The sequence below is a fragment of the Arachnia propionica genome (genome assembly GCF_900637725.1).
Taxonomy (GTDB): domain Bacteria; phylum Actinomycetota; class Actinomycetes; order Propionibacteriales; family Propionibacteriaceae; genus Arachnia; species Arachnia propionica.
On record NZ_LR134406.1, the window covers coordinates 1,537,812 to 1,564,494 of the forward strand.

The 26,683-nt window shown below is 66.7% G+C and carries 25 protein-coding genes; 16 read left to right on the forward strand and 9 right to left on the reverse strand.

The genetic code is table 11. From position 1 onward, the window contains the following. Nucleotides 1–198 precede the first annotated feature (198 nt). A complete protein-coding gene (locus tag EL272_RS15265) occupies nucleotides 199–354 on the forward strand; it encodes a hypothetical protein (protein WP_014846469.1) in 156 nt (51 codons plus the stop codon). Between the two features lie 6 nt (nucleotides 355–360). After that, nucleotides 361–906, forward strand: coding sequence for a PH domain-containing protein (locus tag EL272_RS06765; RefSeq protein WP_014846470.1), 546 nt, complete (start codon nucleotides 361–363; stop codon nucleotides 904–906). 25 nt (nucleotides 907–931) lie between these two features. On the opposite strand, the gene pgm is transcribed toward EL272_RS06765, so the two are convergent. Beyond that, nucleotides 932–2,563 (reverse strand): phosphoglucomutase (alpha-D-glucose-1,6-bisphosphate-dependent), encoded by a 1,632-nt coding sequence (pgm, locus tag EL272_RS06770; RefSeq protein WP_041696401.1) that lies wholly within the window; start codon nucleotides 2,561–2,563, stop codon nucleotides 932–934. 58 nt (nucleotides 2,564–2,621) lie between these two features. Between pgm and EL272_RS06775 the strand changes: the two genes are divergently transcribed. After that, complete coding sequence (locus EL272_RS06775; protein WP_061787025.1) at nucleotides 2,622–3,524, forward strand: tetratricopeptide repeat protein; 903 nt, start codon at nucleotides 2,622–2,624, stop codon at nucleotides 3,522–3,524. 129 nt (nucleotides 3,525–3,653) lie between these two features. Here EL272_RS06775 and EL272_RS06780 read toward each other — a convergent pair whose 3' ends face one another. Then, nucleotides 3,654–4,412, reverse strand: a complete 759-nt coding sequence (locus EL272_RS06780) for an isoprenyl transferase (RefSeq protein WP_014846473.1) — start codon at nucleotides 4,410–4,412, stop codon at nucleotides 3,654–3,656. Between the two features lie 39 nt (nucleotides 4,413–4,451). Here EL272_RS06780 and recO point away from each other — a divergent pair, with 39 nt between their 5' ends. Further along, nucleotides 4,452–5,180 (forward strand): DNA repair protein RecO, encoded by a 729-nt coding sequence (recO, locus tag EL272_RS06785; protein ID WP_014846474.1) that lies wholly within the window; start codon nucleotides 4,452–4,454, stop codon nucleotides 5,178–5,180. A 77-nt stretch (nucleotides 5,181–5,257) separates the two neighbouring features. Here recO and EL272_RS06790 read toward each other — a convergent pair whose 3' ends face one another. The 4 genes from EL272_RS06790 to EL272_RS06805 form a co-directional block, all read right to left on the reverse strand. Then, nucleotides 5,258–5,650, reverse strand: a complete 393-nt coding sequence (locus EL272_RS06790) for a Fur family transcriptional regulator (protein ID WP_041697418.1) — start codon at nucleotides 5,648–5,650, stop codon at nucleotides 5,258–5,260. Nucleotides 5,651–5,727: 77 nt separating this feature from the next. Beyond that, complete coding sequence (locus EL272_RS06795) at nucleotides 5,728–6,597, reverse strand: metal ABC transporter permease (RefSeq protein ID WP_244926127.1); 870 nt, start codon at nucleotides 6,595–6,597, stop codon at nucleotides 5,728–5,730. 20 nt (nucleotides 6,598–6,617) lie between these two features. Continuing rightward, nucleotides 6,618–7,376 carry a metal ABC transporter ATP-binding protein gene (locus EL272_RS06800; RefSeq protein WP_110644198.1) on the reverse strand — a complete coding sequence of 253 codons (759 nt, stop codon included), beginning with the start codon at nucleotides 7,374–7,376 and terminating at the stop codon, nucleotides 6,618–6,620. Then, nucleotides 7,363–8,334 carry a metal ABC transporter substrate-binding protein gene (locus EL272_RS06805; RefSeq protein WP_197720304.1) on the reverse strand — a complete coding sequence of 324 codons (972 nt, stop codon included), beginning with the start codon at nucleotides 8,332–8,334 and terminating at the stop codon, nucleotides 7,363–7,365. The genes EL272_RS06800 and EL272_RS06805 overlap by 14 nt, the downstream gene beginning before the upstream one ends. 56 nt (nucleotides 8,335–8,390) lie before the next feature. On the opposite strand from EL272_RS06805, the gene EL272_RS06810 reads away from it, so the two are divergent. The 6 genes from EL272_RS06810 (at nucleotide 8,391) to EL272_RS06835 (ending at nucleotide 15,297) form a co-directional block, all read left to right on the forward strand. Beyond that, nucleotides 8,391–8,699: an antibiotic biosynthesis monooxygenase family protein gene (locus EL272_RS06810; RefSeq protein WP_014846479.1), complete on the forward strand. Its 309-nt coding sequence runs from the start codon at nucleotides 8,391–8,393 to the stop codon at nucleotides 8,697–8,699. Nucleotides 8,700–8,760: 61 nt separating this feature from the next. Continuing rightward, nucleotides 8,761–10,905, forward strand: coding sequence for an alpha-galactosidase (locus EL272_RS06815; RefSeq protein WP_014846480.1), 2,145 nt, complete (start codon nucleotides 8,761–8,763; stop codon nucleotides 10,903–10,905). 77 nt (nucleotides 10,906–10,982) lie between these two features. Next, on the forward strand, nucleotides 10,983–11,900 hold the full coding sequence (locus tag EL272_RS06820) for a carbohydrate ABC transporter permease (protein ID WP_234028335.1): 918 nt from the start codon (nucleotides 10,983–10,985) through the stop codon (nucleotides 11,898–11,900). Between the two features lie 10 nt (nucleotides 11,901–11,910). After that, a complete protein-coding gene (locus EL272_RS06825) occupies nucleotides 11,911–12,831 on the forward strand; it encodes a carbohydrate ABC transporter permease (protein ID WP_014846482.1) in 921 nt (306 codons plus the stop codon). A gap of 8 nt (nucleotides 12,832–12,839) precedes the next feature. Beyond that, complete coding sequence (locus EL272_RS06830) at nucleotides 12,840–14,189, forward strand: ABC transporter substrate-binding protein (RefSeq protein WP_061787024.1); 1,350 nt, start codon at nucleotides 12,840–12,842, stop codon at nucleotides 14,187–14,189. Between the two features lie 25 nt (nucleotides 14,190–14,214). Continuing rightward, the gene (locus EL272_RS06835) at nucleotides 14,215–15,297 is read left to right on the forward strand and encodes an ROK family protein (RefSeq protein WP_014846484.1); all 1,083 of its coding nucleotides are present in this window, start codon (nucleotides 14,215–14,217) and stop codon (nucleotides 15,295–15,297) included. 329 nt (nucleotides 15,298–15,626) lie between these two features. On the opposite strand, the gene EL272_RS06840 is transcribed toward EL272_RS06835, so the two are convergent. Next, nucleotides 15,627–17,678, reverse strand: a complete 2,052-nt coding sequence (locus tag EL272_RS06840) for a M3 family metallopeptidase (protein ID WP_244926128.1) — start codon at nucleotides 17,676–17,678, stop codon at nucleotides 15,627–15,629. A gap of 56 nt (nucleotides 17,679–17,734) precedes the next feature. On the opposite strand from EL272_RS06840, the gene dusB reads away from it, so the two are divergent. Both dusB and EL272_RS06850 read left to right on the forward strand, forming a co-directional pair. Next, nucleotides 17,735–18,877, forward strand: a complete 1,143-nt coding sequence (gene dusB / locus EL272_RS06845; RefSeq protein ID WP_014846486.1) for a tRNA dihydrouridine synthase DusB — start codon at nucleotides 17,735–17,737, stop codon at nucleotides 18,875–18,877. A gap of 84 nt (nucleotides 18,878–18,961) precedes the next feature. Then, nucleotides 18,962–20,248 (forward strand): citrate synthase, encoded by a 1,287-nt coding sequence (locus tag EL272_RS06850; protein WP_041696405.1) that lies wholly within the window; start codon nucleotides 18,962–18,964, stop codon nucleotides 20,246–20,248. A 105-nt stretch (nucleotides 20,249–20,353) separates the two neighbouring features. On the opposite strand, the gene EL272_RS06855 is transcribed toward EL272_RS06850, so the two are convergent. Together EL272_RS06855 and EL272_RS06860 are read right to left on the reverse strand one after the other, a co-directional pair. Next, nucleotides 20,354–21,691 carry an FtsX-like permease family protein gene (locus tag EL272_RS06855; protein ID WP_014846488.1) on the reverse strand — a complete coding sequence of 446 codons (1,338 nt, stop codon included), beginning with the start codon at nucleotides 21,689–21,691 and terminating at the stop codon, nucleotides 20,354–20,356. Then, nucleotides 21,688–22,407, reverse strand: coding sequence for an ABC transporter ATP-binding protein (locus EL272_RS06860; RefSeq protein ID WP_061787022.1), 720 nt, complete (start codon nucleotides 22,405–22,407; stop codon nucleotides 21,688–21,690). Before EL272_RS06860 ends, EL272_RS06855 begins: the two co-directional genes overlap by 4 nt. 248 nt (nucleotides 22,408–22,655) lie before the next feature. Here EL272_RS06860 and EL272_RS06865 point away from each other — a divergent pair, with 248 nt between their 5' ends. The 4 genes from EL272_RS06865 (at nucleotide 22,656) to EL272_RS06880 (ending at nucleotide 26,678) form a co-directional block, all read left to right on the forward strand. Next, nucleotides 22,656–23,873 (forward strand): sensor histidine kinase, encoded by a 1,218-nt coding sequence (locus tag EL272_RS06865; RefSeq protein WP_082793763.1) that lies wholly within the window; start codon nucleotides 22,656–22,658, stop codon nucleotides 23,871–23,873. Continuing rightward, a complete protein-coding gene (locus tag EL272_RS06870; protein ID WP_082793762.1) occupies nucleotides 23,870–24,553 on the forward strand; it encodes a response regulator transcription factor in 684 nt (227 codons plus the stop codon). The genes EL272_RS06865 and EL272_RS06870 overlap by 4 nt, the downstream gene beginning before the upstream one ends. Before the next feature lie 27 nt (nucleotides 24,554–24,580). Further along, nucleotides 24,581–25,687: an HD domain-containing protein gene (locus EL272_RS06875; protein WP_061787020.1), complete on the forward strand. Its 1,107-nt coding sequence runs from the start codon at nucleotides 24,581–24,583 to the stop codon at nucleotides 25,685–25,687. A 94-nt stretch (nucleotides 25,688–25,781) separates the two neighbouring features. Further along, nucleotides 25,782–26,678 carry an ABC transporter ATP-binding protein gene (locus tag EL272_RS06880; RefSeq protein WP_061787019.1) on the forward strand — a complete coding sequence of 299 codons (897 nt, stop codon included), beginning with the start codon at nucleotides 25,782–25,784 and terminating at the stop codon, nucleotides 26,676–26,678. The last annotated feature ends 5 nt before the right edge of the window (nucleotides 26,679–26,683 follow it).

A 26,683-nucleotide genomic window follows, 5' to 3' on the forward strand; every position in this document is an offset into this window, starting at 1 on the left:
CCCGGCCGGTGGAACCACGGCGCTGGGGTGGGTGGAGAACACCGCGTGCGATGCAACGGCGTGGCGTGGGCGGTCCTGGCGGCCGAGGTGGGAGAATGTGAAGTTCAACAGCGGCGCGTCAGGTTCAAGCAGCACTCCGGGTGGTGCAAACTGGTAGGCGATCGTGTGAGTCCCTTCCCCTTGAGACTTGGAGACATAATGGTTGGCTGGATCAAGAAGGTCCTGCTCGTGCTCGGCATCGCCTTCGTGGTCTTCTACCTGTTCACCCGCCCCGAAGCGGCGGCGGAGGCCATCAGAACGTTCTTCGGCGCCTTCGAATCGATAGCCCGGTTCTTCTCCCGTCTGGCCGGCTAGCCGGCCGTGGGATTGTTTGCACGCCTCCTCGAACCCGACATCCAGCGTCATCTGCTGGTGGAGGAGGACGAACGGGTGATCGACGAGGTGCGCAAGCACTGGGTGGTGTCCCTACCGTGGATCGGTGTGATGTTCCTGAGCATCCCGACCTTCGTCCTGATGATCGCGGCGCGCGGGTTCTTCTGGATTCCGATGCTGGTGGGGCTCTACCTGCTGGGGTTCGGGTTCTGGAAGGCGCACGTCGCCCACATGGACCGGTTCGTCATAACCAACATGCGGGTGTTCCGGATCCACGGGGTGTTCAACACCCACCTGGCGACGATGCCCATGACCCGGATCCTGGACATCTCCTTGGAGCAGCCGATGCTCGGGAAGATCTTCGACTACGGACACCTGGTGTTCGAGTCCGCCGCCCAGGCGCAGGGGCTACGGGAGATCCGCTACGTCGCCCGCCCCGCGGAGCGGGACCTGACCATCCAGCGGGTGATCCAGCGTTCCGGTCTCCGCAAGAAGATGGTCATGGAGGACGAGGACGAGGCCGACGGGGTGTGACCCGCCGGCCTCGTGGGGGAGTGGATCAGCCCTGGAGGGCAGCGTCGACCACTTCGCGGGCCTCCGCCTGGATCTGGGCCAGGTGGTCCGCGTCGCGCAGCGACTCGGCGTAGATCTTGTACTTGTCCTCGGTCCCGGAGGGGCGGGCGGCGAACCAACCGGAATCGGTGGTCACCTTGATACCTCCGATGGGTGCCCCGTTGCCGGGGGCGTTGGTCAGGACCGCGGTGATGGGCTGCCCTGCCAGTTCGTGGGCCCTGACGTCGTCGGGGGAGAGGGCCGCGAGCCGGGCCTTCTGCTCGCGGCTGGCCTCCGCGTCGACGCGGGCGTAGTAGGAGGTTCCGAAGGCCGATTCCATGTCGGCGTAGTGCTGACTGGGCGAACGTCCCGTCACGGCCAGGATCTCGCTGGCGAGCAGGGCGAGGAGGATGCCGTCCTTGTCGGTGGTCCAGGTACGGCCCTCGAAATCGAGGAAGCTCGCACCCGCGGACTCCTCCCCGCCGAAACCGAGCGAGCCGTCGGTCAGGCCGGGGACGAACCACTTGAAACCGACGGGCACCTCAACCAGTTTGCGCCCGAGCCGCGCCGCCACCTTGTCGATGATGGAGGAGGACACCAAGGTCTTGCCGACCCCCGTCGTCGCAGCCCAGCCGGGACGGTGGGAGAACAGATAGTCGATCGCGACCGCGAGGAAGGCATTGGGGTTCATCAACCCGGAGTCCGGGGTGACGATCCCGTGACGGTCCGAGTCGGCGTCGTTGCCCGTGGCGATGTCGTAGCGGTCGCGGTTGGCAACCAAGGAGGCCATCGAGTTCGGAGACGAGCAGTCCATGCGGATCTTGCCGTCGGTGTCCAGGGTCATGAATCTCCAGGTGGGATCCACCTTCGGGTTCACCACGGTCAGGTCGAGGGGGCTGTGTTCGGCCAGGTACTCCCAGTACTGAACGGAGGCCCCGCCAAGCGGGTCCGCCCCGATTCGAACGCCCGCCGCCGCGATGGCGTCGAGGTCCAGGGCGGTTGCGAGCTCGGTGCAGTAGGGGGTGCGGTAGTCGAAACGGGTCACCTCGTCGGCGGCCTGCTCGTAGGGCTTGCGGCGAATCCCCGCGGGGGAGGCCATCAGGGTGTTGGCGCGGTCGGCGATCCACTTCGTGGCGTCGGTGTCGGCCGGGCCGCCCGTCGGCGGGTTGTACTTGAATCCGCCGTCGCGCGGCGGATTGTGGGAGGGGGTCACGACGATGCCGTCGGCGACCTGCTCCGGGTGTTCGCGGTTGTAACGGATTATGGCGCGGGAGACCGCGGGGGTCGGGGTGTACTCGTCCTCCCGCTCCGCGAAGACGGGGACATCGTTCGCCACCAGCACCTCGGCGGCGGTGCGCCACGCAGGCAGGGACAACGCGTGGGTGTCCTTGCCGATGAACAAGGGGCCGTGAACCCCCTGCGCCGCCCGGTACTCCACGATGGCCTGCGTCGTGGCCGCGATGTGGAGATCGTTGAAGGCGATATCGAGGCTGGAGCCGCGATGCCCAGAGGTGCCGAAGACCACCTTCTGATCGGGATTGCTGGGGTCGGGGGTCAGGTCGTAGTAGGCCGCAAGGACGGCGTCGACGTCGATGAGATCGGATTCCAAGGCCACCAGGCCAGCTCGCTCATGTGCCATGCACCCATCTTTCCACTTCCGGTTGTGGGAATTGACCCCGCCCGCAAAGATTGATGACATGACGAATCCGAACTTCACGCGCCCCGGTGCCGTAGACCTGTCCGCCCTCTCCGCAGCCCAGCCCGTTGCCGGTGCCGCAGGAGGCGGTTACGTGACCGACATCACCGAGGCGGGTTTCCAGGATCTGGTCGGGCGTTCGATGCAGCATCCCGTGATCGTGGAGTTCCACTCGCCCCGTGACACGGGCGGCGCGGCCGTTTCCGCCGATCTGGCGGCGCTCGTCAACGCCGCCGAGGGGCGTTTCCTCCTGGCCCGCGTGAACGTGGATGCCGAACAGCGCCTGGCCCAGGCGCTCGGGGTGACTGCGGTTCCGATGGTCGTGGCGATCATCGGGGGTCAGGTCGCGCCGCTCTTCCAGGGAACACGTGACCGCGCGGACATCTCGGCCGTCCTGGACCAGGTGTCGCAGCTGGCCGTGGCCAACGGCATGACGGGGCGCGCCCAGCCCACTGGATCGGCCGCCCCGGAGAGAGCGGCGGAACCGGCCACGGACCCGCGTTTCGAGAAGGCAGATGCCGCGCTGGCCGCCGGGGACTTCGCCCGGGCCGTTGCCGAGTTCGACATCCTGCTCGCCGCCACCCCCGGTGATCCCGAGGCGACCGCGGGCCGTGCCCAGGCGGCGCTCCTGGAGCGTTCCGCGTCCTTCGACGGAGCCGCCGTGGTGAAGGCCGCTGCCGAACGCCCGAACGATGTCGCCGCCCAGCTGGACGCAGCCGACCTGGAGGTGATCCAGGGTGAATACGCCCCCGCCTTCGATCGTCTCCTGGGTTTGGCCACCGAGGTCGGTCCCGATGAGCGGGAGACCATCCGGGTCCGGCTGCTGGAACTCTTCGAAGTCGCCGGGCGGACCTCATCGGAGGTGCTGAGAGCCCGTCGCCGCCTGACGACCGTGCTGTTCTGAAATCCCCGGGCCGGGGCCGGTTTCAACTTCTCCAGTGGGGAAGAACAACGCTGACCATCGGCACGCGAACCCGGGTACAGCGGCCGGTGTATGCTTCCAGCGCTGCGTTGTTCCTGTCGATGTGGCTTCTCAGGCGGTTCCGAAACGGCGTTCGCGGGTGGCGTACTGTTCGACGGCTCCCCACAGGTCGCGACGGTCGAAGTCGGGCCATAGCCGGTCGAGGAAGATGAACTCCGCGTAGGCAGACTGCCAGAGCAGAAAATTCGAGGTGCGCTGCTCGCCCGAGGAACGCAGGAACAGGTCGACGTCCGGGATTCCGGGTTCGTCCAGGAAACGCCGGAAACGATCCTCGCTCAGGCGGTCGGGATCCAGTTTTCCGGCCTTGGCGAGGCGGGCCACCTCCCGGGCGGCATCCACGATCTCCGCTCTGCCCCCGTAGTTGACGCAGAACTGGAGGGTCAGTTTGGTGTTGCGGCGGCTCTGCTGCTCGGCCTGCTCCAACTCCCGGATCACGGAACCCCAGAGCCGTGGCCTGCGTCCAGCCCAACGGATCCTCACCCCCATCGCGTCCAGTTCATCCCGGCGGCGGTGGATGACCTCGCGGTTGAAACCCATCAGCCAGCGCACTTCCTCCGGGGAACGTTTCCAGTTCTCGGTGGAGAAGGCATAGGCCGAGAGGTAGGGAATCCCGATCTCCAACGCCCCGTGGATGACATCCAGCAGGGCGGCCTCACCGCGTGCGTGCCCCTCGGTGCGTTTCAGGCCCCGTTGTTTCGCCCAGCGACCGTTGCCGTCCATCACGATGGCCACGTGCCGGGGTAGCTTCGCCGCCGGAATCGCGGGCGGGCGGGCACCAGAGGGGTGGGGGGTGGGATCGCGATAAGGCATTCCCGAAGCCTATCCGGGGAGGGCGGATAACATGGCCCGGTGCGCACTTACCGAGACGAGGCCGTGGTTCTGCGTACCTGGAAGTTGGGGGAGGCGGACCGGATCATCAGCCTGTTCACCCGAGGCCACGGCAAGGTGAGGGCCGTGGCGAAGGGAATCCGCAGGACCGGCTCGAAATTCGGTGCCCGGCTGGAGCCCTTCGGTCATGTCGACGTGCAGCTGGCCGAAGGGCGCGGATCGCTGGAGACGATCACCCAGGTCGAGTCTCTGCACCCGCCCATGCTCGGCGCCGACTATGAACGTTTCTGCGCGGCCCAGGTCCTGGTGGAGGCCGCCGACCGGCTGGTCTCCGAGGACGCGGTGCCGTCGCTGACCCAGTACAGGCTCCTCCTCGGAGGGCTGCTGGCCCTGGGGCGGGGTGAACTGCCCATGACCGCGGTGGTGGACTCGTACCTGCTTCGAGGACTCGCATCCGCAGGCTGGGCGGCGATGACGGATGCCTGCGTGAACTGCGGAGCCACCGAACAACTGCGCTGGTTCTCCCCGCAGCTCGGCGGGGCGGTGTGCCCCGCCTGTCGGCCGCCGGCCTCGGCATCCGCGAGCCCGGAGCTGCTCGCCCTACTCGGGGCGTTGCTCGCCGGGCGATGGGAGGATGTCCGGGCCACCGAGGGATCGCTGCGCGGCCGGGCCCACAAGGTGGTGTCGGCCTACGCCACCTGGCATCTTGATCGTTCCCTGAGGTCCCTGCCTTTCCTGAGGACGAACTGACAGACAAGAGCGGGTGCACGCCCCGGAACTCCTGTCGGTGCCGTGATCGACCGGCCGCGGGCGAGGGCGGGTCGGTTTCAGGAGGAGCAGTTACGGCACAACCCGAAGATCTCCAGGTTGTGTCCCGCATCGGTGAAGCCGTGCTCCTGTGCCACCTGGTTCGCCCACGACTCGACGGCTTCGGCCGAGATCTCCACCGCAATGCCGCAGGAACGACACACCAGGTGGTGGTGGTGGGTGTTGGAGCACATGCGATAGGCAGCTTCACCGTCCGGGGTGCGAAGTACGTCGAGGTCCCCTGACTCGCTCATCGTCTGAAGCGCTCGGTACACCGTGGCGAGTCCTACCTTGTCGCCCACTTGGCGGAGGTCGGAATGGATCTGAGCTGCGGTGCGGAACTCTTCCGTGTTTGCCAGTAGGGCCCGCACTGCGGCGCGCTGCCACGTGTTGCGGGTGCTAGTGCTCGTCATAGTGGTCTCCGTGCAGGGCATGGCGACGATTTCCCACCACGCGGTCGAGATGATCGCCATGCTGGATGGGGACAACATTACCCGAACGGGGGTCCTGTCCCGGTGGGCTTCTCGGCGAGAATGCGTTTCTTTTTCCCGTGGGGCGAGACGAATGGGATGAAGCGAGGGCTTGGGGCAAGAAAGGTTCCCATGAGGGTTGCAATTCCCAACAGCGCAATGGCCACCATGACGATGGTGGCCCCCGTGGCGGTGTTCCAGTGGTAGGACCCGAACGTCCCCCCGAGCGCCGCGAGGACACCGATCCCCATCGCGCCCAGCAGGGTGGCGCGGAAACCGGTGAAGAGCTGCTGGGAGGCGGCGACCGGGATCACCATGAGCGCACTGATCAGGAGCAGCCCGACCGTGCGCATCGACAGGGTCACGGTCACGGAAGCGATCACGACCACGAGCAGGTTCAACAGCTTCACCCGGATGCCGAGCACCCGGGCGAAGTCCTCGTCGGCGCAGACCGCGAACAGCCGCGGCAACAACCCCAGTGAGAAGACCAGCACCGCGACCGCCAGCGCCGCGATGACCCAGAGATCGGATTCGCTCACCGAGGTGAGGGCGCCGAACAGGTAGGCGGACAGGCCGGCCGGGCCCTGTCCGGCGATCCCGGCCATCATCACACCCGAGGCGATGCCACCGTAGAACAGCACGGCCAGCCCCAGATCGCCCGACGTTTTGCCGGACTGCCGGAGCAGCTCGACGGCGACGGACCCAGCCACGCAGGTGACCACGGCAATCGGCAGGGGAGCTGTTCCCGTCAACAGGGCCAGTCCCACCCCCATGATGGCGACGTGTCCCAGCCCGTCGCCCAGCAGCGACAGGCGCCGCTGCACGATGTACATGCCGATCGCCGGCGCCACCAAGCCGCTGAGCAGGGCCGCGAGCAGCGCGCGCTGCATGAAGGGATACGAGAAAATGTTCATTGGTTGCTTTCGCCCGGATCCCCGAGCCCGGAAGGAGGGGAGGCAGAAAGACAAGCGCGTGGGCTCTGTGTGAGGCCATCGGCGTGAGGCATCACCTGTCCATCGCGCAGCTGGACGATTCGATCCAGCACCCCCGCCATGGTCTCAAGCTCGTGGAGCACCAGGACCACTCCGAGGCCGTCGTCGCGGAACTCGCCGAGCAGCCGGGCCAGGACCGTTTGGCCTTCGAGATCAACCCCGGCGAGGGGTTCGTCCATCACCAGCAGATCGGGTCGGGTAGCCAGCGCCCGCGCGATGAGCACCCGTTGCTTCTGGCCACCGGACAGGGGAGCGAAGGGCCACCGGGCCCGGTCCGCCAGGCCCACGCGATCCAAGGCCTCGGCGACGATCGCCCGGTCGGCGCGGGTGAACCACCGAAATGCTCCACGATGCGCCAACCGGCCGGAGGTGACCACTTCCCGCACGGTGGCGTTCTGAACGTTCAGAGTGGCGTGCTGGGGGACGTATCCGATGCGGTGCCAGTCCCGGAACCATCGGATCGGGGTTCCGAACAGTTCCAGGGAACCCTGCTGAAACGGGGTCAGGGCCACCAGGGTGCGAAGCAGGGTGGTCTTGCCGGAACCGTTCGGACCGAGGATGGCCACGGCCTCGTGGGCGTGGACGCGCAGGCTCACGTCCTTGAGGATCGGCAGGCCGCCGAGAAAGACGTGAATCCCCTCGGCGGCCACCAGTGCTCCGGCCTCAGGAGCAGCCATTGGCCTGTTTTATGGCATCGAGATTTGCCTTCATCACCGACGGATAGTCCTGCCCGGCGGATTTAGCGGTGATGCCCTCGATCGGATCGAGAACGGCGGTCCTGAGACCCAGGTCGCCGGCGATCGCCTTGGCCACCTCGTCGGAGGTGAGGGTCTCGAAGAAGATCGTGGTCACGCCGTGCTCCTTGGCCTCTTCCTGGACCTTCGCGATGCGGGCCGGGGAGGGCTGCTCGTTGGGGGAGAGCCCGCTGATGCCGATCTGCTCCAGGCCGTAGCGCTCGGTCAGGTAGCCGAAGGCGGCGTGCGTGGTGATGATCGTCTTGACCCGGCAGTTCGTCAGGCCCGACCTGTACTCGCCGTCAAGGGCGGTCAGGTCGTCGGTGGTGCTCTTCGCGTTCGTCTCGTAGGTGCTCTTGTTGTTGGCGTCGATCTTCGATAGTTCGTCCGCGATGGCGCTGACCGCCTTGGCCTCCAGAGTGGGGTCCAGCCAGAAATGGGGATCCGTGGTTCCGTGGTCGTGGTCCTCGGTCTCACCGGCATCGTGGTCGTGGTCCTCGGTTGCCGGGTGCAGTTGAATCACCTGGGAGAGATCGAGCTTGTTCTTGGCTCCGGACTGCTCCACCGCCTTGTCGACCGCGGGTTGGAAACCCTTGAGGTAGACGACCAGGTCGGCCTCCTCCAGGCTGGCGACCTGCTGTGGGGTCAGCTCCAGATCATGCGGTTCCTGGCCCGGCAGCGTCAGGTTCGTGACGCTCACCTTGTCACCACCCACCTTGGCGGCGGCGTATTCGAGTGGATAGAAGGCGACGGAGACCTTGGTGGTGCCCGGGCCTGCGGCTCCGCTCGAACCGTTGCTGGCGGCATCGGAGGCCGGGGTGTTGGCGATCGGGGTGCCCGATCCGCAGGCGCTGAGCGCCAACATCACGACAGTCGCGAGTGCAAGGATTCGTGGTTTCATGAGAATCATTATCGTCTATTCCCCGGTGCAACCAAAATCCCGGGTAGCCTTGGCCGGTGCTTGCGATCTCCCGGTTCCGTGAAGTCGACGAGGAACTCGCCGAGGGTTTGCGAACGGTCGCCGAGTTCTGGCGTTCCCGCCCGGGATGCCTCGGCGTGGACCTGGTGGTCAACCTCGACGAACCCGGGCTGTGGGCGCTGGTGAGCAGGTGGCGTGACGTCGGGAGCTACCGGCGCGCGTTTTCCGGAAACGAGACGAAGCTCCTGCTGACCCCCGTGCTGCTGCGCGCCGTGGACGAGCCCTCCGCCTATCTCGATCCCGGCGAGCTGGCCGGGGATGACGATCCGTGGCTCGGCGGTTCCTGACGGTTCGGGGGAGGGCTACCCTGTGAAATAACTTCAATGTCGAAAATTATTAGGAGGGGACATGCGCTCGCGAATCGTCCTTCGTTCCGCCGGGGTCGCGCTGCTGCTGACGGCCGGCCCGGACGGCATGCCCGAGGTGGTGCACTGGGGCGGTGATCCGGGGGAGGTCTCGGAGACCGGATTCGAGGATCTGCGGCTGGGCGCCGCCTGGATGATCCCCGGGAACTCCGTCGACCTCGGCCCACGGCTGGGGATCATCCCCGAGGCCCGGTACGGCTGGACCGGGACGCCGGGCCTGATCGGCTCCCGGGAGGGCAGGGCCTGGAGCCCCGGCTGGCGGGTGAGCGAGGTGCGCGTTGATGGAAGACCCGCCGGGGGTTTCGTCTCCGCGGGACCCGCGACGGTCGATTACGCGCTGGAGGCGGTTTCCGCCGGGCTGCGGATGCAGCTGACCGTCGAGCTGCTGCCGACCGGGTTGGTGAGGTCCCGCGCCACTTTGACCAACGCGGGGAAGGACGTCTTCGAACTGACGGAGCTGACCCTGCGGATGCCGGTGCCCGGCCAGGCCCGCGAGCTCATGGATTTCGGGGGGCGCTGGGCTGCCGAGCGGATGCCGCAGCGCCGCCCGTTCGCGATGGGGGCGCACCGCAGGGAGGGCCGCCACGGCAGGACCGGTGCTGATGCGGCCTTCGTGCTCAGCCTGGGTGAGGAGGGGTTCGGATACCAGGATGGTGAGATCTGGGCCTGCCACGTGGCCTGGAGCGGGAACCACGTCCACATCGCCGAACGGGATTTCGTGGGGACCCAGCTCATCGGGGGCGGCGAACTGCTCCTGCCCGGGGAGGGGCGCCTGGCGGTGGGGGAGGGATACACCTCGCCCTGGGTCTATTTCAACCACGCCATCGGCCTGGACGCCCAGGCCGACCGTTTCCACCGGCACCTGCGCTCCTTGCCCGTGCACCCAGGCCCCGAGCGCCCGGTGAGCCTGAACGTCTGGGAGGCGGTCTACTTCGACCACGACCCCGCACGCCTGATCGACCTGGCGGAGCGCGCCGCCGCCCTCGGGGTGGAGCGTTACGTGCTCGACGACGGCTGGTTCGGTGCCCGCCGTGACGATCACGCCGGGCTCGGCGACTGGGTGGTCAGCCCCGAGGTGTGGCCGGACGGTTTGCATCCGCTGGTGAACCGGGTGACGGAGCTCGGCATGCAGTTCGGCCTCTGGTTCGAACCCGAGATGGTCAACCCTGACTCCGATGTGGCCCGGGCGCACCCGGAATGGCTGATGCAGCTCGACGACCGGCTGCCCCTGGAGGGCCGGTTCCAGCAGGTGCTCAACCTGTCGATTCCCGGCGCCTACGGGCACGTTCTGGGGCAGATGTCGGCCATCCTGGAGGAGTACGCCATCTCCTACGTCAAGTGGGATCACAACCGCGACCTCAATGACGCGGGCACCGCTCCCGACGGGCGCCCGGCCGTCGCGGCGCAGACGCGCGCCTTCTACGCGCTGCTCGACGAACTGCGCCGTCACTTCCCGCAGGTCGAGTTCGAGTCCTGCTCATCGGGTGGTTCCCGGATCGACCTGGAGGTGATGGAACGCGCGGAACGCGTGTGGGTCTCCGACAACATCGATCCCGATGATCGGCAGCGGATGCTCTGGTGGACCTCCCAGCTGCTGCCCGCGGAGCTGCTGGGATCGCACATCGCCTCGGGGCGCTCCCACGTCACGGGGCGTTGGCACGATCTCAACCATCGCGCCGCCACGGCGGTTTTCGGGCACCTCGGGATTGAGTGGGACCTGGCCCGGGCCTCGGAGGAGGAAATCGCGGAGCTGGCCTGGTGGATCGCCTGGTACAAGGAGCACCGTGGGCGGCTGCTGACCGGGCGGCTGGTGCGGGTCGCCATGCCGGACCCCGGGGTTTGGTTCAAGGGCGTGGTCAACGAGTTTGGGGGGATCTACTCCCTCTCGATGCTCGAGGCGACGCCCGCGGTGAACCTCGGTGTGCTGAGATTCCCGGGCCTGGAACCCGGGCCGCGCTACCGGGTCCGGGTCATTGAACGTCCCGCGCTGGCGCCGGCCCACCAGGTGCCCTGGCTCAACGCCGGGCATCCCCTTGAACTGACGGGGGCGCAGCTGATGCATGTCGGTCTGCGGGCTCCGGTGCTCCGACCGGCCACAACCGTCCTGTTCGTCGTCACGAAGGTCTGAAAATCTGGCTCAGAGGGCTTGCGCCACGACATATCTCTGTTGCAGAATTAAGTCATTCGTACCAACGGAGGTATGTCATGACCAGTCCAGGAATGCCAGTGTCCGGCCGGGTGGGCACTGGCAAGAAGGGTAGGAGCGATCTGCTCCTCGCCGTGGCGATGATTGCGCCCGCGTTCGTCGGGTTCATCGTTTTCCTGCTGTGGCCGACGCTGAACGGCATCTGGCTCAGCTTCACCAACTACAACCTGCTTACGCAACCCGAGTTCGTCGGGTTCAAGAACTATCTCCGCATGCTGGAGGACCCAGTTTTCTGGAACGCGGCGGGCGTCACCATCTACTACGTGGTGGTCAACATCGGGGTCCAGACCGTGCTGGCCCTGCTCATCGCGGTGTTGATGCACAGGCTCACCCAGTCCACCTGGGTGCGCTCCATCGTGCTGACCCCGTACCTGGTCTCCAACGTGGTGGCTGCGCTCGTGTTCATGTGGATCCTCGACACCCAGCTGGGAATCGGGAACCAGGTTCTCGCCTCGATGGGGTTGAACACGATCCCCTTCCTGTCCCAGGAATCGACGGTCATTCCCACGATCGCGCTGATCAACGTGTGGCGGCACATGGGATACACGGCGCTGCTGATCTTCGCGGGACTGCAGACCATCCCCGAATCCGCCTACGAGGCCGCGCGGGTGGACGGCGCCTCGGAATGGCAGATGTTCTGGCGCATCACCATACCGCTGCTGCGCCCGATCCTGGCCCTGGTGCTGATCATGACGATCATCGGCTCGTTCCAGGTTTTCGACACGGTGGCGATCGCCACCCGGGGCGGGCCCGTCAACTCGTCGCGGGTGCTCCAACTCTACATCTACGACATGGCCTTCGGGAGGTTCCAGTTCGGCTACGCGTCCGCGCTGTCCGTGGCGTTGCTGCTGATCCTCGTGGTGATCACCTTCTTCCAGTACCGGTTGACCCGCGCCGGTGAGACCGACCTGAACTGAGGAGCACGAGATGTCAACAGCAGCAATCGCCGGCCCGGTCCGGGCCAATGAGCACCGTCGTCTCGCATGGGGAAGGATCCTCGCCTGGGTGGTGATGGGGGCCATCATGCTGACCACCCTGTTCCCTCTCTACTGGATCCTGCGCACCGCACTGTCCTCGAACTCCTCCCTCTACGGCGGCGCCACATCGTGGCTGCCGACCGACTGGAACACGGGTAGCTTCGCCCGGGTCTTCGGGATCCAGGCCGGGAAGGAGGCGCTGGCGGAGGGAGGCTCCGGCCAGTCCATCGACTTCTGGCGATACCTGGGCAACAGCATCGTCGTCGCGACCCTGGTCACGGTCGGGCAGGTGTTCTTCTCCGCCTGCGCCGCCTACGCCTTCTCGAGACTGAAGTGGAAGGGCAGGGACCTGGTTTACGGCCTCTTCCTGGGAGGCCTGATGGTGCCGGCCATCTTCACCTTCCTGCCGAACTTCGTGCTCATCAAACAACTCGGTCTGATCGACACCCTGCTCGGCATCTCCTTGCCGACCATGCTCATGACACCGTTCGCGGTGTTCTTCCTGAGGCAGTTCTTCATGAACGTGCCCGTTGAACTGGAGGAGGCCGCCCTGCTCGACGGCTCCAGCAAGATCGGCAATTTCTTCCGCCTCATCCTCCCGATGTCGGCGGCGCCGATAGCGACCATCTCCCTGCTGACCTTCATCAGTTCGTGGAACGACTATTTCTGGCCGTTGATGGTCTCCTACTCCGAGAACTCGCGGGTCCTCACCGTCGGGCTGGGGGTTTTCCGTTCCCAGACCCCCAGCACCGGTCCCGACTGGGCGGGTCTAATGGCGGCTGCCCTCGTGGCTGCGGTCCCGATGCTCGTGCTCTTCGCCCTGAGCGCCAAGCGCATCGTCAACTCCATCGGTTTCAGCGGCATCAAGTGAGGATCACCATGAAGAAACGAACCGCAGCGGTCCTGTCCCTGCTGACCGCGGGAACACTGCTCACCGGCGGCTGCGCCGCGAAGGGCGGTGGTCCGGACGGGGTCATCGACTACTGGCTGTGGGACGCCACCCAGCAACCCGGCTACCAGGCCTGCGCCGACGCCTTCGAGGAGGCGAACCCGGGACTGAAGGTCAGGATCACCCAGTACGGTTGGGATGACTACTGGGGCAAGCTGACCGCCGGGTTCATCGCGGACCAGGCGCCCGATGTTTTCACCAACCACCTGACCAAGTACGCACAGTTCGTCGACCTTGAGGTCCTGGTCCCGCTCGACGACCTCGAAGCAACCCGCGACGTCAAAGACTCCGACTACGTAGGGGGCCTGGCGAGTCTCTGGAAGGGACGTGACGGCAAACGCTACGGAATCCCCAAGGACTGGGACACCATCGCCTACTTCTATGACCAGAAGGTCACCGACGCCGCCGGCGTCACCCGGGAACAGCTGATGAACATGAACTGGAATCCCGACGACGGGGGCAGTTTCGAGAAAATCATCGCCCACCTGAGCGTGGACGCCAACGGTGTCCGCGGCGACGAACCGGGATTCGACAGGAACAACGTCGCGGTCTACGGACTCGCCTCGGAGGGGGCCGGGGGCGAGAACCTCGGGCAGACCCAGTGGGGTGCCTACACCGGCTCCATCGGCTGGGAACCCCTCGACAAGAACCCCTGGGGCACACACTTCAACCTGGACGACCCCAGCTTCCAGAAGACCATGGCCTGGTACTTCGGCCTGGTGGAGAAGGGCTACATGCCCTCCTACGAAACCTTCGGCAAACAGTCGGGTTCCTACCAGCAGGTGGCCCAGGGCAAAGCCGTGCTCGGCATGAACGGCTCCTGGATGATCTCCAGTTTCGCGTCGATCCCCGGAATCGACCTGAAGATCGCCCCCACCCCCGTCGGCCCCACCGGACATCGCTCGAGCCCCTTCAACGGCCTGGCTGACTCCGTCACCAGATTCGCCGACGACAAGGAGGCTGCGGGGAAATGGGCGGCCTACCTGGGCTCCTCCGAATGCCAGATGAAGATCGCCGACACCGGGGTGGTCTTCCCCGCTAGGTTCGAGGCGATGGAGCGTTCCATCCAGGTACGCGACGCATCCGGGCTGGATGTCACGGCCTTCACCTCGCACGTGAAGGAGGGCACCACCCAGAACCTGGCGGTGACCATGAACGCTGCCGACGTGGCGGCCCTGACCACTCCCGGATTCGAGGCGGTTTTCATCGGCCAGAAGGACGTGAGCCACCTGACTGAGGTGAACCACCAAGTCAACCGGCTGTTGTCGCTAACATCGTAGTGACAACCACCAGAAGGAACAGCCAGTGATTCTCAACTCCATCGATCCCACGTCGCGACTAGTGGTGCAGACGGTTCTGCGCCACGGCCCCATCGCCCGGGTCGGCGTCGCCCAACGCACCGGCCTGAGTTCCGGTTCGATGACCAGGTTGACCACGCCGCTCGTCGCGGCGGGGATCCTCAAGGAGCAGAGACCCGTGCCGGTGAAACAGCTCGGACGGCCCGCGCTTCCCCTGGTGGTGGTCGACGACGCCGCGAGGTTCGTAGGTGTCAAGGTGATACCGGGGGAACTGCACGCGGTGGTCACCGGGCTGGCCGGTCACGTGCGGGCCACGGCTGTCCGCCCCGCGGACACATCCACCCTCGAATCGACCGCGGAGGCCGTTGCCCGGATCGTCGAGGAGTTCTCCGCTCACGAACCCAGCGCGGTCGGAGTGGCACTGGCGGCGGCGGTGGACCCGCTCGGTGAGGTGCGTGCCTCGCCTCTGCTCGGCTGGGAGAACGGCAACCTGGCGGCGCTCGTGACCGAGACCTGCGGGCTTCCCTGCAAGGCGGCCAACGACGTCGACGCCCTCACACTCGCCGAGCACTGGGTGGGTCATGGGCGCCGCACCCACAACTTCGCCGTCATCACGGTCGGCGCGGGGGTCGGGGCCGGGGCGGTGATAGCCGATGAGCTGCTCGTCGGGCACCAGGGATCGACCGGCATGGTGGGGGAGGCGTGGACCACGTGGGGGCAGAAGTTCCACGACGTCCTGGCCGATGAACCCCTCCGGGCGGCGGCCAGCGAAGCAGCGGGGCGGGACGTCGCCCTGGCGGAGCTGCGTTTCACCGACGATCCCGCGGTCTCGGCAGTGCTGGACCGCGCGGCCACCGCCCTGGGCGAACTGGTGGTGCTGGCCAAACAGTTCTGGGGACCGGAGAGGATCCTCCTGACCGGTGAGGGCATCGTCCACTTCGAGAACCGCATGGACCGGGTACGCCAGGTCCTGACGGAACGGCGCTTCGAGGACATCGATCCACCCGAACTCGTGATCGCGGAACAGGACTTCCACGCCTGGGCGCGGGGAGCCGCGGCCCTCGCGACCCGGCTGAGTCTCGCGTACTGAAGGCTTCAATCGAATTTGGTTCTTCCCCCGGCGCGATGGTCCGGGCCATCAGCGATGAGGTCCGCGACGCGGCGGTCCAGTTGACCGGGCCGTGCCAGACCAGTTCCATCAGCGAAACCCCTTGAGCGGACGCCCGCAGGGACGCAATGATCTGGCTTCCGCGCTGGCGGCCGACCCCTGCTCACGGCAAGGGCCGCGCGTTCACGGCGCACCAGTTCGTGACCAGACCGCGGACGGACTCCTTGAACGCGACACCGGCGAATGCGGGCGCCGCGGATCACGCCCCGGTATTCCCCGGCCCCCACATCAGCCCCGGCCCGCCATGCTGTTCACCGCTGCTCGACGGGTAGTCCCTTGCGGCGCAGCAGGTGCGACACGTCGGGGTCCGCCCGGCGGAAATTGCGCCACGCCTGCATGGGCTCGATGCTTCCGCCGCGCCCCAGCAACTCGCGGCGGAAGCGTTCGCCGGCACTCCGGCACAGGCCACCGTTGTCCGCGAACCATGCGCAGGCATCGGCGTCCATGACCTCGGCCCACAGGTATCCGTAGTAGGCGGCCGCGTAGCCGCCGCCGAAGACGTGGCTGAAATAGCAGGAACGGTAACGCGGGGGGACCAGCTCGTGGGCGACCCCGGCCCGTTCCAGCGCCGCGGCCTCGAAGGACTCCAATTCCTCCACGGAGGTGGGCAGCTCCTCCAGGACGGTGGTGTGCCAGGCCTGGTCCAGCAGCATCGCGGCCACCAGTTCCAGGGTGTGGTGCCCCTCGCCCGCGGACCTGGAGGCCCGCAGCCTCGCCACCAGTCCGGCCGGCAACGGCTCACCGGTTTCGTGATGGACCGCGAACCGGGAGATCAGGGTCTCGTCCCACGCCCACAACTCGTTGACCTGCGAGGGGAACTCTACGAAGTCGCGGGGAACCGCGGTTCCGGCGCGCGATGGGTACCTGACCTCGGAGAGCAGGCCGTGGAGGGCATGGCCGAACTCGTGGAACATCGTGATCACGTTGTCCCAGGTCAGCAGGCAGGCCGCACCCTCGGCGGGGCGGGTGAAATTGCAGGTGTTCGTCACCACGGGAAGGGAACCGGTCAGGTCCGACTGATCCACCACCGAGGTCATCCACGCCCCGCCACGCTTGGTGGGCCGGGTGAACGGATCGAGGATCACCGCACCCAGCGGGGTGCCGTCGGCCTCGCGGACCTCGTACACCTCGGAGTCCGGGGTGAAACCGCGTAGATCGGGCCGAGCGTGGAAGGTGATGCCGTAGAGAGCGGTCGCGGCGGCGAAGACGCCCTCGTGCAGCACCCGGTGATACTCCAGGTAGGGACGCAGCAGGGCCGGGTCGACGGCCTCGGCGGCTGACTGTTTCGCGGCGTAGTGCTCCCAGTCCCAGGCGGCGAGTCTCGCCCCCGGGATGTCCCGCTCCAAGGCTTTCTGCAGCTCGGCGGCCTCGCGGCCGGCGAGTTCAACGGCTCCCGGAGCCACCCGTTTGAGCAGGTCGAGAACGGCCTCGGTGGTGCGAGCGCAGCCGTCGGCCGCCACCCAGGCCGCGTGGTGCTCGTAGCCCAGGAGCCGGGCACGTTCGGCGCGGCGCCGCGCGATGCCCAGCACCAGCTGCCGGGTGTCGTGTTCACCCCCCAGACCCCGCCCCAGGGAGGCCTCCAGGATGCGGCGGCGCAGGTCACGGTTCGTCAGGTTCTCCAACACCGGCTGGCCCGTGGTGTTGGTCAGCTTGATCAGCCAACCCTCCTGCCCACGGTCCTGGGCGGCCTGCCGGGCGGCGGTGATCCCGTCCTCGCCGAGCCCGGCCAGTTCCGCGGGGTCGGTGACCAGCACCGCTGCGGCGTTGCGGCCCTCCACCAGGGCCTGTTCGAATGCCACGGACAGCCCGGCAAGTTCCACGTTCAGTTCTCGCAGGCGCTGCTGCGTGTCGGAGTCGAGCGAGATCCCGGAACGTTCGAACTCGCGGATGTGCTCTTCCAGCCAGTAACGGTCCTGCTCGTCCAGGCTCACCTCCGCCGCCTCGGCACGGGCGCGGAGCGCCACCAGGCGGTCGTAGAGGCGCCGGTCCAGCAGGATTGCGTTGCCGTGCTCGGCCAGTTTCGGGGCCAGCGCCGTCTCGACGGCGGCGCGTTGCTCGTTGGTGTCGGCCGCCTTCACCACCCAGAACGCCGAACCGGCGCGCTCCAGTGTCGTCGAGCCGAGTTCCCAGGCTGCGATGGTGTTTTCCATGTCGGGCGCATCGGGGTTTGTGGCGATTGCCTCCAGGGCGGTCCGTTGCTCGATCAGGCCGACCTCCATCGCCTCCTTGAACTGTGCATCGGTCAGGTTGGCGTAGTCGGGGATCTGGAAGGGCAGCGTCGAGGCGGTCAGCAGCGGATTCATGGCCCCATCCAACCACGCGTAGAATCTCCCGGTCCGAAACATGGAAGGGGAACCGAGTGGCCGAGCCGTTACGCCTGCACGCTCCCAGCCGACGCGACGCCGTCGTGGTGGCGCTCCCGGTGGTGCTGGCCCCGATGGCAGGGATAACGAATGCCGCCTACCGGGCGCTCTGCCTGGAGCAGGGGGCCGGGCTGTACGTCTGCGAGATGATGACATCGCGGGGAATCGTCGCCGGCGATCACAAGACCCATTCCATGCTGGCCTTCGACCCGAGCGAGACCATCCGTTCGGTGCAGCTCTACGGCGTGGACCCCAAGATCGTGGCCCGGGCGGCGAGGATCCTGATCACCGAGCACGGCGTCCACCACATCGACCTCAATTTCGGCTGCCCCGTTCCCAAGGTCACCCGGAAGGGCGGGGGAGGGGTGTTGCCCTACAAACGCGACCGGCTGCGCGCCATCATTCGTGCCGCGGTGCGGGCCGCCGACGAGTTCGGGGTTCCCGTAACGGTCAAGACCCGGATCGGCATCGACGAGGCCCATGAAACCTTCCTCGACGCAGGTTCCATCGCCGAGGAGGAAGGGGCCGCCGCCATCGCGCTGCACGCCCGGACCGTGCAGCAGGCCTACTCCGGCAGGGCCGACTGGTCCCGGATCGCGGAACTCAAACGATCAGTGGGCATTCCCGTGCTGGGTAACGGTGATCTGTGGGAGGCCGAGGACGCGTTGCGGATGATGACCGAAACCGGTTGCGACGGGGTGGTCATCGGACGCGGCTGCCTCGGCAGGCCGTGGCTGTTCGGCGACCTGGCGGCCGCCTTCGCCGGGGAACCCCGGCGCGCCCGGCCCACGCTCGGGGAGGTCGGCGCCATGATCATCCGTCATGCCGAGCTGCTTACCGTCCTGAGAGGGGAACGTGGGGTGGTGGATCTGCGCAAGCACATGGCCTGGTATTTCAAGGGATACCCCGTCGGGGAACTCAGGCGGCGATTCGCCATGGTCACCTCGCTCGACGAGCTGCGCACGCTGGTCGGCCTTCTCGACGCCGACCAGCCCTTCCCGGTCCGGGAACTCGGCACCCCGAGGGGCCGGCAGGGCGGTCCCAGGGGCAAGGTCGTCCTCCCCCACGGCTGGTACGCTGACACCAGTGGCTGCCAGCTCGACCTCTCCGACGCGGAGGATGGCGTCAGCGGGGGGTAGACCGACTTCCTTAGCCGTTTCGTAACAGGGGCGTCACACAGCCCGGATATGGTGACCGAATCCCTGAGAAACGAAGGAGCCACGATGTCCGATACCGTGACCCTGATCGTAGATGGTATCCCCCACGAGCTGCCCCTCGTCACCGGAACCGAGGGGGAGAGGGCGGTGGACATCTCGAGGTTGCGTTCCACCACCGGCCTGATCACCCTCGACGACGCCTACAGCAACACCGGCTCCTGCAGCTCGGCCATCACCTTCATCGACGGTGAACGCGGCATCCTGCGATACCGCGGGGTCCCCATCGAGGACCTCGCCTCCCGCTCCTCCTTCATCGAGGTGGCGGAACTGCTGATCTTCGGTGACCTTCCCGACGACGACGAGCGAGACGAGTTCCGCCAGCTGCTGACCGAGAACTCCGCCCTTCACCGCGACATGCGCAAACACTTCGACGGTTTTCCCGTCGACGCCCACCCCATGGCGATCCTCTCGGCGATGATCAACGCCATCCAGGCCTACGACCTTCCCGAGATCCACATCACGGGGGAGGCCGGGTTCCGCAGGGCCGCGGCGCTGCTTCTGGCCAAGACCCGCACCATCGCGGCGGCCTCCTACAAGAGCCACATCGGCCAGCCCATCGCCTATCCACGCTACGACCTGCCGTACGCGGAGAACTTCCTCCACATGATGTTCACCGTGCCCTACCGGGACTACGAGGTCACCCCCGAGGCGGCCCACGCGCTGAACATGTTCTTCGTCCTCCATGCCGATCACGAACAGAACTGCTCAACCTCCACGGTGCGGATGGTCGCATCCAGCGGCGCGAACCTGTTCACCGCCGTTTCCGCGGGGGTCACGGCCCTCTGGGGACCGCTGCACGGCGGGGCGAACATGGGTGTGATCGAGATGCTGGAGCAGATCCGCAACGAGGGCATGTCGGTGGGTTCCTACCTGGCCAAGGCCAAGGACCGGAAATCCGGGATCCGGCTCATGGGATTCGGGCATCGCGTCTACCGCAACTTCGATCCGCGCGCGAGGATCCTCAAGAAAGCCGCTCACGACCTCCTGGAGTCGATGAACATCGACGACCCGCTGCTCGACATCGCCCGGGAGGTTGAGGAGGCGGCGCTGGCCGACGACTACTTCGCGGAGCGACGGCTCTACCCCAACGTCGACTTCTACTCGGGCATCATCCTGCGGGCCATCGGGATTCCCCTCGACATGTTCACGGTGCTGTTCGCCATCGGGCGTACCGCGGGATGGATCGCCCACTGGAAGGAGGTCAACGACGATCCCGCCCAGCGCATCTGCAGGCCACGCCAGCTCTACACCGGCAACGAACTCACGAAATGGCTACCCCTCGACGAACGCTGAGCCCTGTTTTCAGCATGCCCCCGGGGCGCCCACTTCCGATGAGCGAGAAAGAGCAGCCGACCCGAACAGGTGACGCGACCGGCGGCCGGGGTGTTCCTCCGCACATCATTCCCCACGCTGCGGGCCTTCGAGCAGTGAACGAAGAACGGGGGCCGTGGCCACGACACCCAACCGGATGACTCCTGTGCCGAGAGCGAGAATCGCAGCAGTGACGGCGACGAAAACGGGCGAGTTGGTGATCGCCACCACAACCAGCGCGAACCCGAGAGCCGAAGCAGCCAGGGCGGAGCCGATCACCGCCACCAGAACAGGGGCGTGGACCTGCCGGTAACGAGCCCGGTTCATGACGGCGCGGGGCGCGCCGATGCGGTCGAGGGCGATGTACAATTCGCGATTCTCCAGCAGCGAGGCGGCTTGCGTGGTGGCTGTCTGGCATGCGGCGACCACGAAGGAAACGACGACGAGCGCGATGAGCATGAACCGCGTGTCAGTGATGAACACGATCTGCTCCATGGAGAGCACGGACGGGCCGTTCGCGACGGCGTGGAGGAAACCAAGCAGCGAACCGGCCGGGACGAGGACGAAACTGGTCAGCGCAATTCCCGCCACCTCACGCCAAGCCGCCCGGGGATCGCCGGTGTTCCGGCGGGAAGCCACCAGGGTTGCGGCGTCCGAGGTGGTTCCTGAGCGTTTTCGGGCGATCGTCATCAACACGAATGGCCCGGCGACACCGAGTATTCCCATCACGGCCAGTACGGCGCCGCCCAAGGCCATCGTGATTCCGGTCACTCCCCAGCTGGGGGAGGCGAACTGGAGCAATGTCACGCTGCCTGCGAGAACGACCGGTGCGATGACGATCCGAAACCGGCTCAGTCCGGGCGCGTTGGCGCGGGTACGGACGCCGAGCGGCGAGAGCACCACTTTTCGTAGCCCTAGCAGCGAGCTGATGGCGGCCATCGCAACCACCAGGACCACGATTGCGATACCTGCCCAGGCAGGCAGCCGCAGGTCCTCCGGTGAAGCGGCGCGCCCCTGCACCGGAAGCAAGGAGACAAGCAGCGGCAGCGGCAAGGACGCGACAAAACCGAGCAGCACCCCGATGCTTTGGACGAGGGTGCTCTCGGCCACCGCCAGGTTTCTGACACGGCGGGCCGAGAGCCCGAGGAGCCGGAGCGTGGAGAGCCGGTCGTCACGGCTGCGCGCCGAGAGCCGGGCGGAAGATGTGCCCAAGGTCACAAGCGGCATGAGAAGCAGCCCGAGGAGCACCACGGCGAGGACGCGGTAACCACCATCGGCCGCGGTGATGCTCCAGAACCTGGTGGCGAGAATCGCGGTGGCGAAGGCCAGCACCGTTGTCACCGCGGAACCCACCACCTGGAGCGCCGCATGCCCGCCAGACAAGGACCTCGGGCGGAGCAGCAGCCACAGCACGGCGGGATTCACGATTCCGCACCCTCCACGATGCGCCCGTCCCGGAGCCGTATCGTGCGGTCGCACCGGGACGCGACCCGTTCGTCATGGGTGACCAGGATCACGGCATGCCCTGCTCTGCCTGCTGGGGCGAGCAAGTGTTCCAGCACGTCGTCGGCGGTACGTGAGTCGAGCGCCCCCGTCGGTTCGTCCGCGAAGAGCACCTGTGGTTCGTGGACGAGCGCACGGGCAATCGCCACCCGCTGTGCCTGACCGCCCGACAGCTGACCGATCCTGCGCATCCCGAGCTCACCGATTCCGAACCGTCGCAAGACCTCTTCCGCTCTCCTGCCGGCCTCGGCACGGGCGACTCCGGACAGCAACAGGGGCAGGATGACGTTCTCGTTCGCGGTGAGTTCTGGCAACAGGAAACCCTGCTGGAACACGAAACCGAAATGACGCAGACGAAGACCGGAACGGGCCTCTCCCGAGAGCGCAGTGATGTCCTCCGTGCAGGATCTGGCGTCGTTGCCTGAGACGAGTCGAAGCACAACCCGGCCCTCATCAGGAATGAGAATGCCAGCGAGGACGTGCAACAGAGTGCTTTTCCCGGAGCCGCTCGGTCCCATGATCGCGACGGCCTCGTCACGTTCGACGCCCACAGATACGCCGGACAGAGCGACCGTTCGCCCGTAGCGTTTGGTGACCTTCTCCGCGAAAAGAACATGCCCGCTCGTTTCCGGGGCCATGGGCTCTCCTTCCTCGTCCCGCTACACATCTCGGGTGATTGATTCCGGACATCGACGGTAGGCGCCACAATGGTGCCGGGAACACCAACCCGGGTGGGCAGTGGAGCGGACGGATCCCCAACCGTGGTTGGTGTCCTCGGCTCGCGGTCTGTTCGTAACCTCGAACACGGAAGCACACGGGTGTTGATCAGGGAGAAAGATCATGACGATTCCAGGCCTAGCGGTTCCGGCGGTGTCCCGCCATCACGATGTGTGACCCGGGAGGGGCGGGCAACGTGGTCGGTCATCGTTGCCTCCCGCCCGAATCGTTGTTGGCGGAAACCGCTTTCGTGCGCTGGATGCGAACCCATCCGCGCGCCACGGACTGGATGGTAGTTCTCGCCTGCGCGGGTCTCCAGGAAGCGGTGCTGCTGTTCGGTGGGGAACCAGCCGGGTGGGCTGGCCAAATCTTCGTGATCTTTGCGGCAGTCCTGATCCAGCGTCGCCGACATCCCTTCGCCGTGCTCGTGGCGACGACAACGGCAGCGGTTGTCGCGACGCCGTTCCTCCCCGGCCTTGCCCAGCAGAGGCTGCCCCAGGCATTCGCCCTGTACATGGTGGCGGCGAACCAGGGCGCGGGCATGGCTCTCATGGGATACACAATGACCGTCGGTGCGGCTTTCCTCACCGGGACGCTCGTGATGCTAGGCGGCGGTTCACGGTTCTCACCCAGCATTCTCGATCCTCTGGGCCTGGCCGTTCTCGCCGCAGGATTCCTCATACGGGCGCGGCGGGAACGCCGTGAATCCCTCACCGAGCTCATCCGGCAGCGCGTCGAGCACGCGGCCCTCACAGAACGTTCCCGGATCACCGCCGAGATGCATGACGTGGTGGCCCATTCGGTGACGGTCATGCTCGCTCTTGCCGGTGGGGCCAGGGTCGCGTGGGAGAAACATCCTGAGCGGGCACGTGACGCCCTTGAAAACCTGAACGAGGTGGGCGTGACGGCGCTGCACGAGATGCAGCGCATTCTCCGCATCCTGCGCACCGAGGACGCGGAGCTCGATGCCGCGTTGGAGACCTCCGGACACAACGTTGAATCCTTGGACGAACTCGCCCGGACGTTTAGGGCAGCGGGCCTACCGGTGACCCTGTCGCGCAGCGGCCCCGTCGAGATGAACGATCCCGCTCTCGAGACCACGATCCACCGCATGGTGAAAGAGGCATTGACCAACGCCTTGCGTTATGCGCAGGACGCCACCGAGGTGCGGGTGAGAATAGACACCGGGCCGGAGGCCATCGACGTGACGGTCACCGACAATGGACGACCTGCGGCCCCGTCCCCATCCATTGGAGGGGGAGTTGGCCTCACCGGCATCCGTGAACGCGCCGCGGCTTTCGGAGGCACCAGCGAAGCCGGTCCTCTCAGGGGTGGGGGCTGGCGGACCCACGCCAGAATTCCGCTGCGTCAGGAGAGCGAAACATGACCCACTCCGAGGAGACGAACACCATCAGGGTCCTCATCGCCGATGACCAGCCGCTGCAGCGGGCAGGCCAGGCATTGATCCTCGAATCCGCGGATGACATTCATGTTGTCGCCGAGGCCGGGAACGGTGAACAGGCCATCTCCTTGGCCCGTAAACACCGGCCGGATGTCGTTTTGATGGACGTCAGAATGCCCGGCATCGGCGGAATCGAGGCCACGGGCATCATCACCCGGGACCTACCCGGGACACGGGTCATAGTGCTGACCACCTTCGACCTCGATGAATACGCGTTCGGCAGTTTGCGCTCCGGGGCCAGCGCATTCCTCTTGAAGAGCACCCAACCAGAAGGGCTGGTCGATGCGGTGCGGATCGTGTACTCGGGCACCGCTGTGGTGGACCCGCGTCTCACCAGACAACTCATCGACCACTACCTGCAGCGCATCGATGAACCAGCCACCGGGAAACGGGAACAGGTACTGGCGGTGCTCACGCCCCGCGAGCGGGACGTGTTCGACGCGATCGCCCGGGGTCTCACGAACTCCGAGATCAGCTCCGGGCTCCATCTGGCTCCCAGCACCGTCAAGTCCTACATCAACACCATCTTCGCCAAACTGGGTGTCAGGGATCGAGTACACGCCGTTCTGCTCGCTCACGACCTCGAACGCGGCCCGCTGCCGTGATTTTCCCCATCTCGTAGGCTTTCCCCGATGAACGAACCGCTTCCCAGAGCCCGCGAATGGGCCAGGACCATGCACGGTCACGGCGACGACGTGGTGGTGGCCCACCGCGACTCCGCAGCCCGGGTGACGCCCTACCCGCCCAGACGCAGGGAGGAACGGGAGGAGTTGGAAAGACTCAGTCTGAACCCGGCCGCAACCTTCGCATCAGGTGCGGGGCAGAGGGAACGTGAGGAGGAGCCCTGCGAGTTCCGCACCTGCTTCGAACGTGACCGGGACCGCATCGTCCACTCCGCCTCGTTCCGGAGGCTGGCGGGCAAGACCCAGGTGGTCGTGCATCCCACCGACCACCAGCGCACCCGGCTGACCCACGCCATCGAGGTGGCGCAGTGCGCCGTCGCCATGGCCCGCGGGATTGGGGCGAATCCGGCCCTCACCGATGCCATGGCGCTCGGCCACGACTGCGGGCACGGGCCCGGCGGCCACGCCTCAGAGGACGCCTTCGACGCCTTCCTGCCGGGGGGCTACGACCACGGCCCGTGGGGCGCCGACGTGGTACTCAAGGGCCTGAACCTGACCTCCCAGACTCTCGACGGCATCCGCAACCACTCCTGGTCGCGGCCCGCACCTGCCACCCTGGAGGGGGAGCTCGTCAGCTGGGCCGACCGGATCGCTTACTGCGCCCATGACCTGGAGGATGCCATCGCGGCGGGGATCGTCACTGCCGCCGACATGCCCCGGGTGGTTACCGAGGTTGTCGGCACTGCGCGTCGCGTCCAGCTGGCACGGTTCATCGGGGCCGTGATCGAGACCACCATGGCCACCGGCACCGTCGGCATGGACCCGCTGACCGCCGAGGCCCTGGGTGAGCTCCGCCGTTTCAACTACGAACGCATCTACACCCGCCCCGAGTCGGTGGCGCAGTCCCGCACGGTGGTGGAGGTACTGCGCGGGCTGGTCGAGTACTTCTTGGAACACCCCGAGCAGCTGCCCGCCGAGTACCGCACCGAGAACGCTGTGCGCGGGGCCGTGACCTACGTCGGGGGAATGACCGATCGGTTCGCCTTTGACCACGCAGAACGCCTGCTCGGCTGGGACCGGGCGCTGCTGCCCAAGGGTATCGGGCGGGGAGCCTGAACCCCTGTTCGCAGGACCGGGCGTGATATTTGTCATGCCGGAATCGTGATTGCCGCCCCGGGTCCGGGGCCTGGCCGGTTGTGATCCTGAGTACATGAACGCCATTGAATTGCAGCAGCTGCGAAAGACCTTCCGCAGCCCCAGCGGCCTCGTCGAGGCCGTGTCCGGAATCGACGTGGTCATAGAGCCGGGGGAGGTCGTCGCCTTCCTCGGTCCCAACGGGGCCGGGAAAACCACCACCCTCGACATGGTGCTGGGGCTGACCGGCCCCACCTCGGGAACGGCTCGGGTCTGCGACCTGAAACCCCGGGAGGCCATCCGGCGGGGAATGGTCGGGGCGGTGCTGCAGACGGGGGGTCTGCTGCGTGACATGAGCGTCGGCGAGACCATCCGGGCGATCGCCGCCCTGCAGGATGCCACCTCCCGGATCGGGGCGGTGATGTCGGTTGCCGGGCTGGAGAAGATCGCCCCGAGACGCGTCTCCCGCTGCTCCGGCGGGGAACAGCAACGGATCAAGTTCGCCCTGGCCCTGCTCACCGACCCCCAGGTGCTGATCCTCGACGAACCCACCGCGGGACTCGACGTCACCGCCCGGCGCGACTTCTGGGAAGCCATGCACCAGCAGGCGGAAAGGGGCCGCACCATCGTGTTCGCCACCCACTACCTGGAGGAGGCGCAGAACTTCGCCGACCGGATCGTGCTCATCGCAAAGGGCAACATCATCGCCGACGGTACGGTCGATCAGATCCGTGCCCTGACCAGCCACCGCCGTGTCACCGCCCTGCTGCCGGTGGATCGTGCGGATGCCCTGGTGGCGGAACTCCGGCCACTCCTCGGCAGGAACGCCACTCTGGAAGGATCCCGTCTCAGCGTGATGGTTCCCGATGCCGATGCCTTGGCGCTGGCCCTGTTGCAGCGGGGTGCCCACGACCTGGAGGTGGTCGCCCCCAGCCTGGAGGACGCCTTCCTCGCCCTCACGGAGACGAGGTGATCAAC

Coding starts and splice junctions, on each gene's coding strand:
- EL272_RS06815 (WP_014846480.1), top strand. CDS start 8,761: ATGCGCTCGCGAATCGTCCTTCGTTCCGCCGGGGTCGCGCTGCTGCTG.
- EL272_RS06800 (WP_110644198.1), bottom strand. CDS start 7,376: ATGGCTGCTCCTGAGGCCGGAGCACTGGTGGCCGCCGAGGGGATTCAC.
- EL272_RS06870 (WP_082793762.1), top strand. CDS start 23,870: ATGACCCACTCCGAGGAGACGAACACCATCAGGGTCCTCATCGCCGAT.
- EL272_RS06825 (WP_014846482.1), top strand. CDS start 11,911: ATGTCAACAGCAGCAATCGCCGGCCCGGTCCGGGCCAATGAGCACCGT.
- EL272_RS06820 (WP_234028335.1), top strand. CDS start 10,983: ATGACCAGTCCAGGAATGCCAGTGTCCGGCCGGGTGGGCACTGGCAAG.
- EL272_RS06840 (WP_244926128.1), bottom strand. CDS start 17,678: ATGAATCCGCTGCTGACCGCCTCGACGCTGCCCTTCCAGATCCCCGAC.
- EL272_RS06830 (WP_061787024.1), top strand. CDS start 12,840: ATGAAGAAACGAACCGCAGCGGTCCTGTCCCTGCTGACCGCGGGAACA.
- pgm (WP_041696401.1), bottom strand. CDS start 2,563: ATGGCACATGAGCGAGCTGGCCTGGTGGCCTTGGAATCCGATCTCATC.
- EL272_RS06880 (WP_061787019.1), top strand. CDS start 25,782: ATGAACGCCATTGAATTGCAGCAGCTGCGAAAGACCTTCCGCAGCCCC.
- EL272_RS06860 (WP_061787022.1), bottom strand. CDS start 22,407: ATGGCCCCGGAAACGAGCGGGCATGTTCTTTTCGCGGAGAAGGTCACC.
- EL272_RS06790 (WP_041697418.1), bottom strand. CDS start 5,650: ATGACGAGCACTAGCACCCGCAACACGTGGCAGCGCGCCGCAGTGCGG.
- EL272_RS15265 (WP_014846469.1), top strand. CDS start 199: ATGGTTGGCTGGATCAAGAAGGTCCTGCTCGTGCTCGGCATCGCCTTC.
- EL272_RS06795 (WP_244926127.1), bottom strand. CDS start 6,597: ATGCAGCGCGCGCTGCTCGCGGCCCTGCTCAGCGGCTTGGTGGCGCCG.
- EL272_RS06780 (WP_014846473.1), bottom strand. CDS start 4,412: ATGCCTTATCGCGATCCCACCCCCCACCCCTCTGGTGCCCGCCCGCCC.
- EL272_RS06850 (WP_041696405.1), top strand. CDS start 18,962: ATGTCCGATACCGTGACCCTGATCGTAGATGGTATCCCCCACGAGCTG.
- EL272_RS06805 (WP_197720304.1), bottom strand. CDS start 8,334: ATGAAACCACGAATCCTTGCACTCGCGACTGTCGTGATGTTGGCGCTC.
- EL272_RS06875 (WP_061787020.1), top strand. CDS start 24,581: ATGAACGAACCGCTTCCCAGAGCCCGCGAATGGGCCAGGACCATGCAC.
- EL272_RS06775 (WP_061787025.1), top strand. CDS start 2,622: ATGACGAATCCGAACTTCACGCGCCCCGGTGCCGTAGACCTGTCCGCC.
- EL272_RS06865 (WP_082793763.1), top strand. CDS start 22,656: ATGTGTGACCCGGGAGGGGCGGGCAACGTGGTCGGTCATCGTTGCCTC.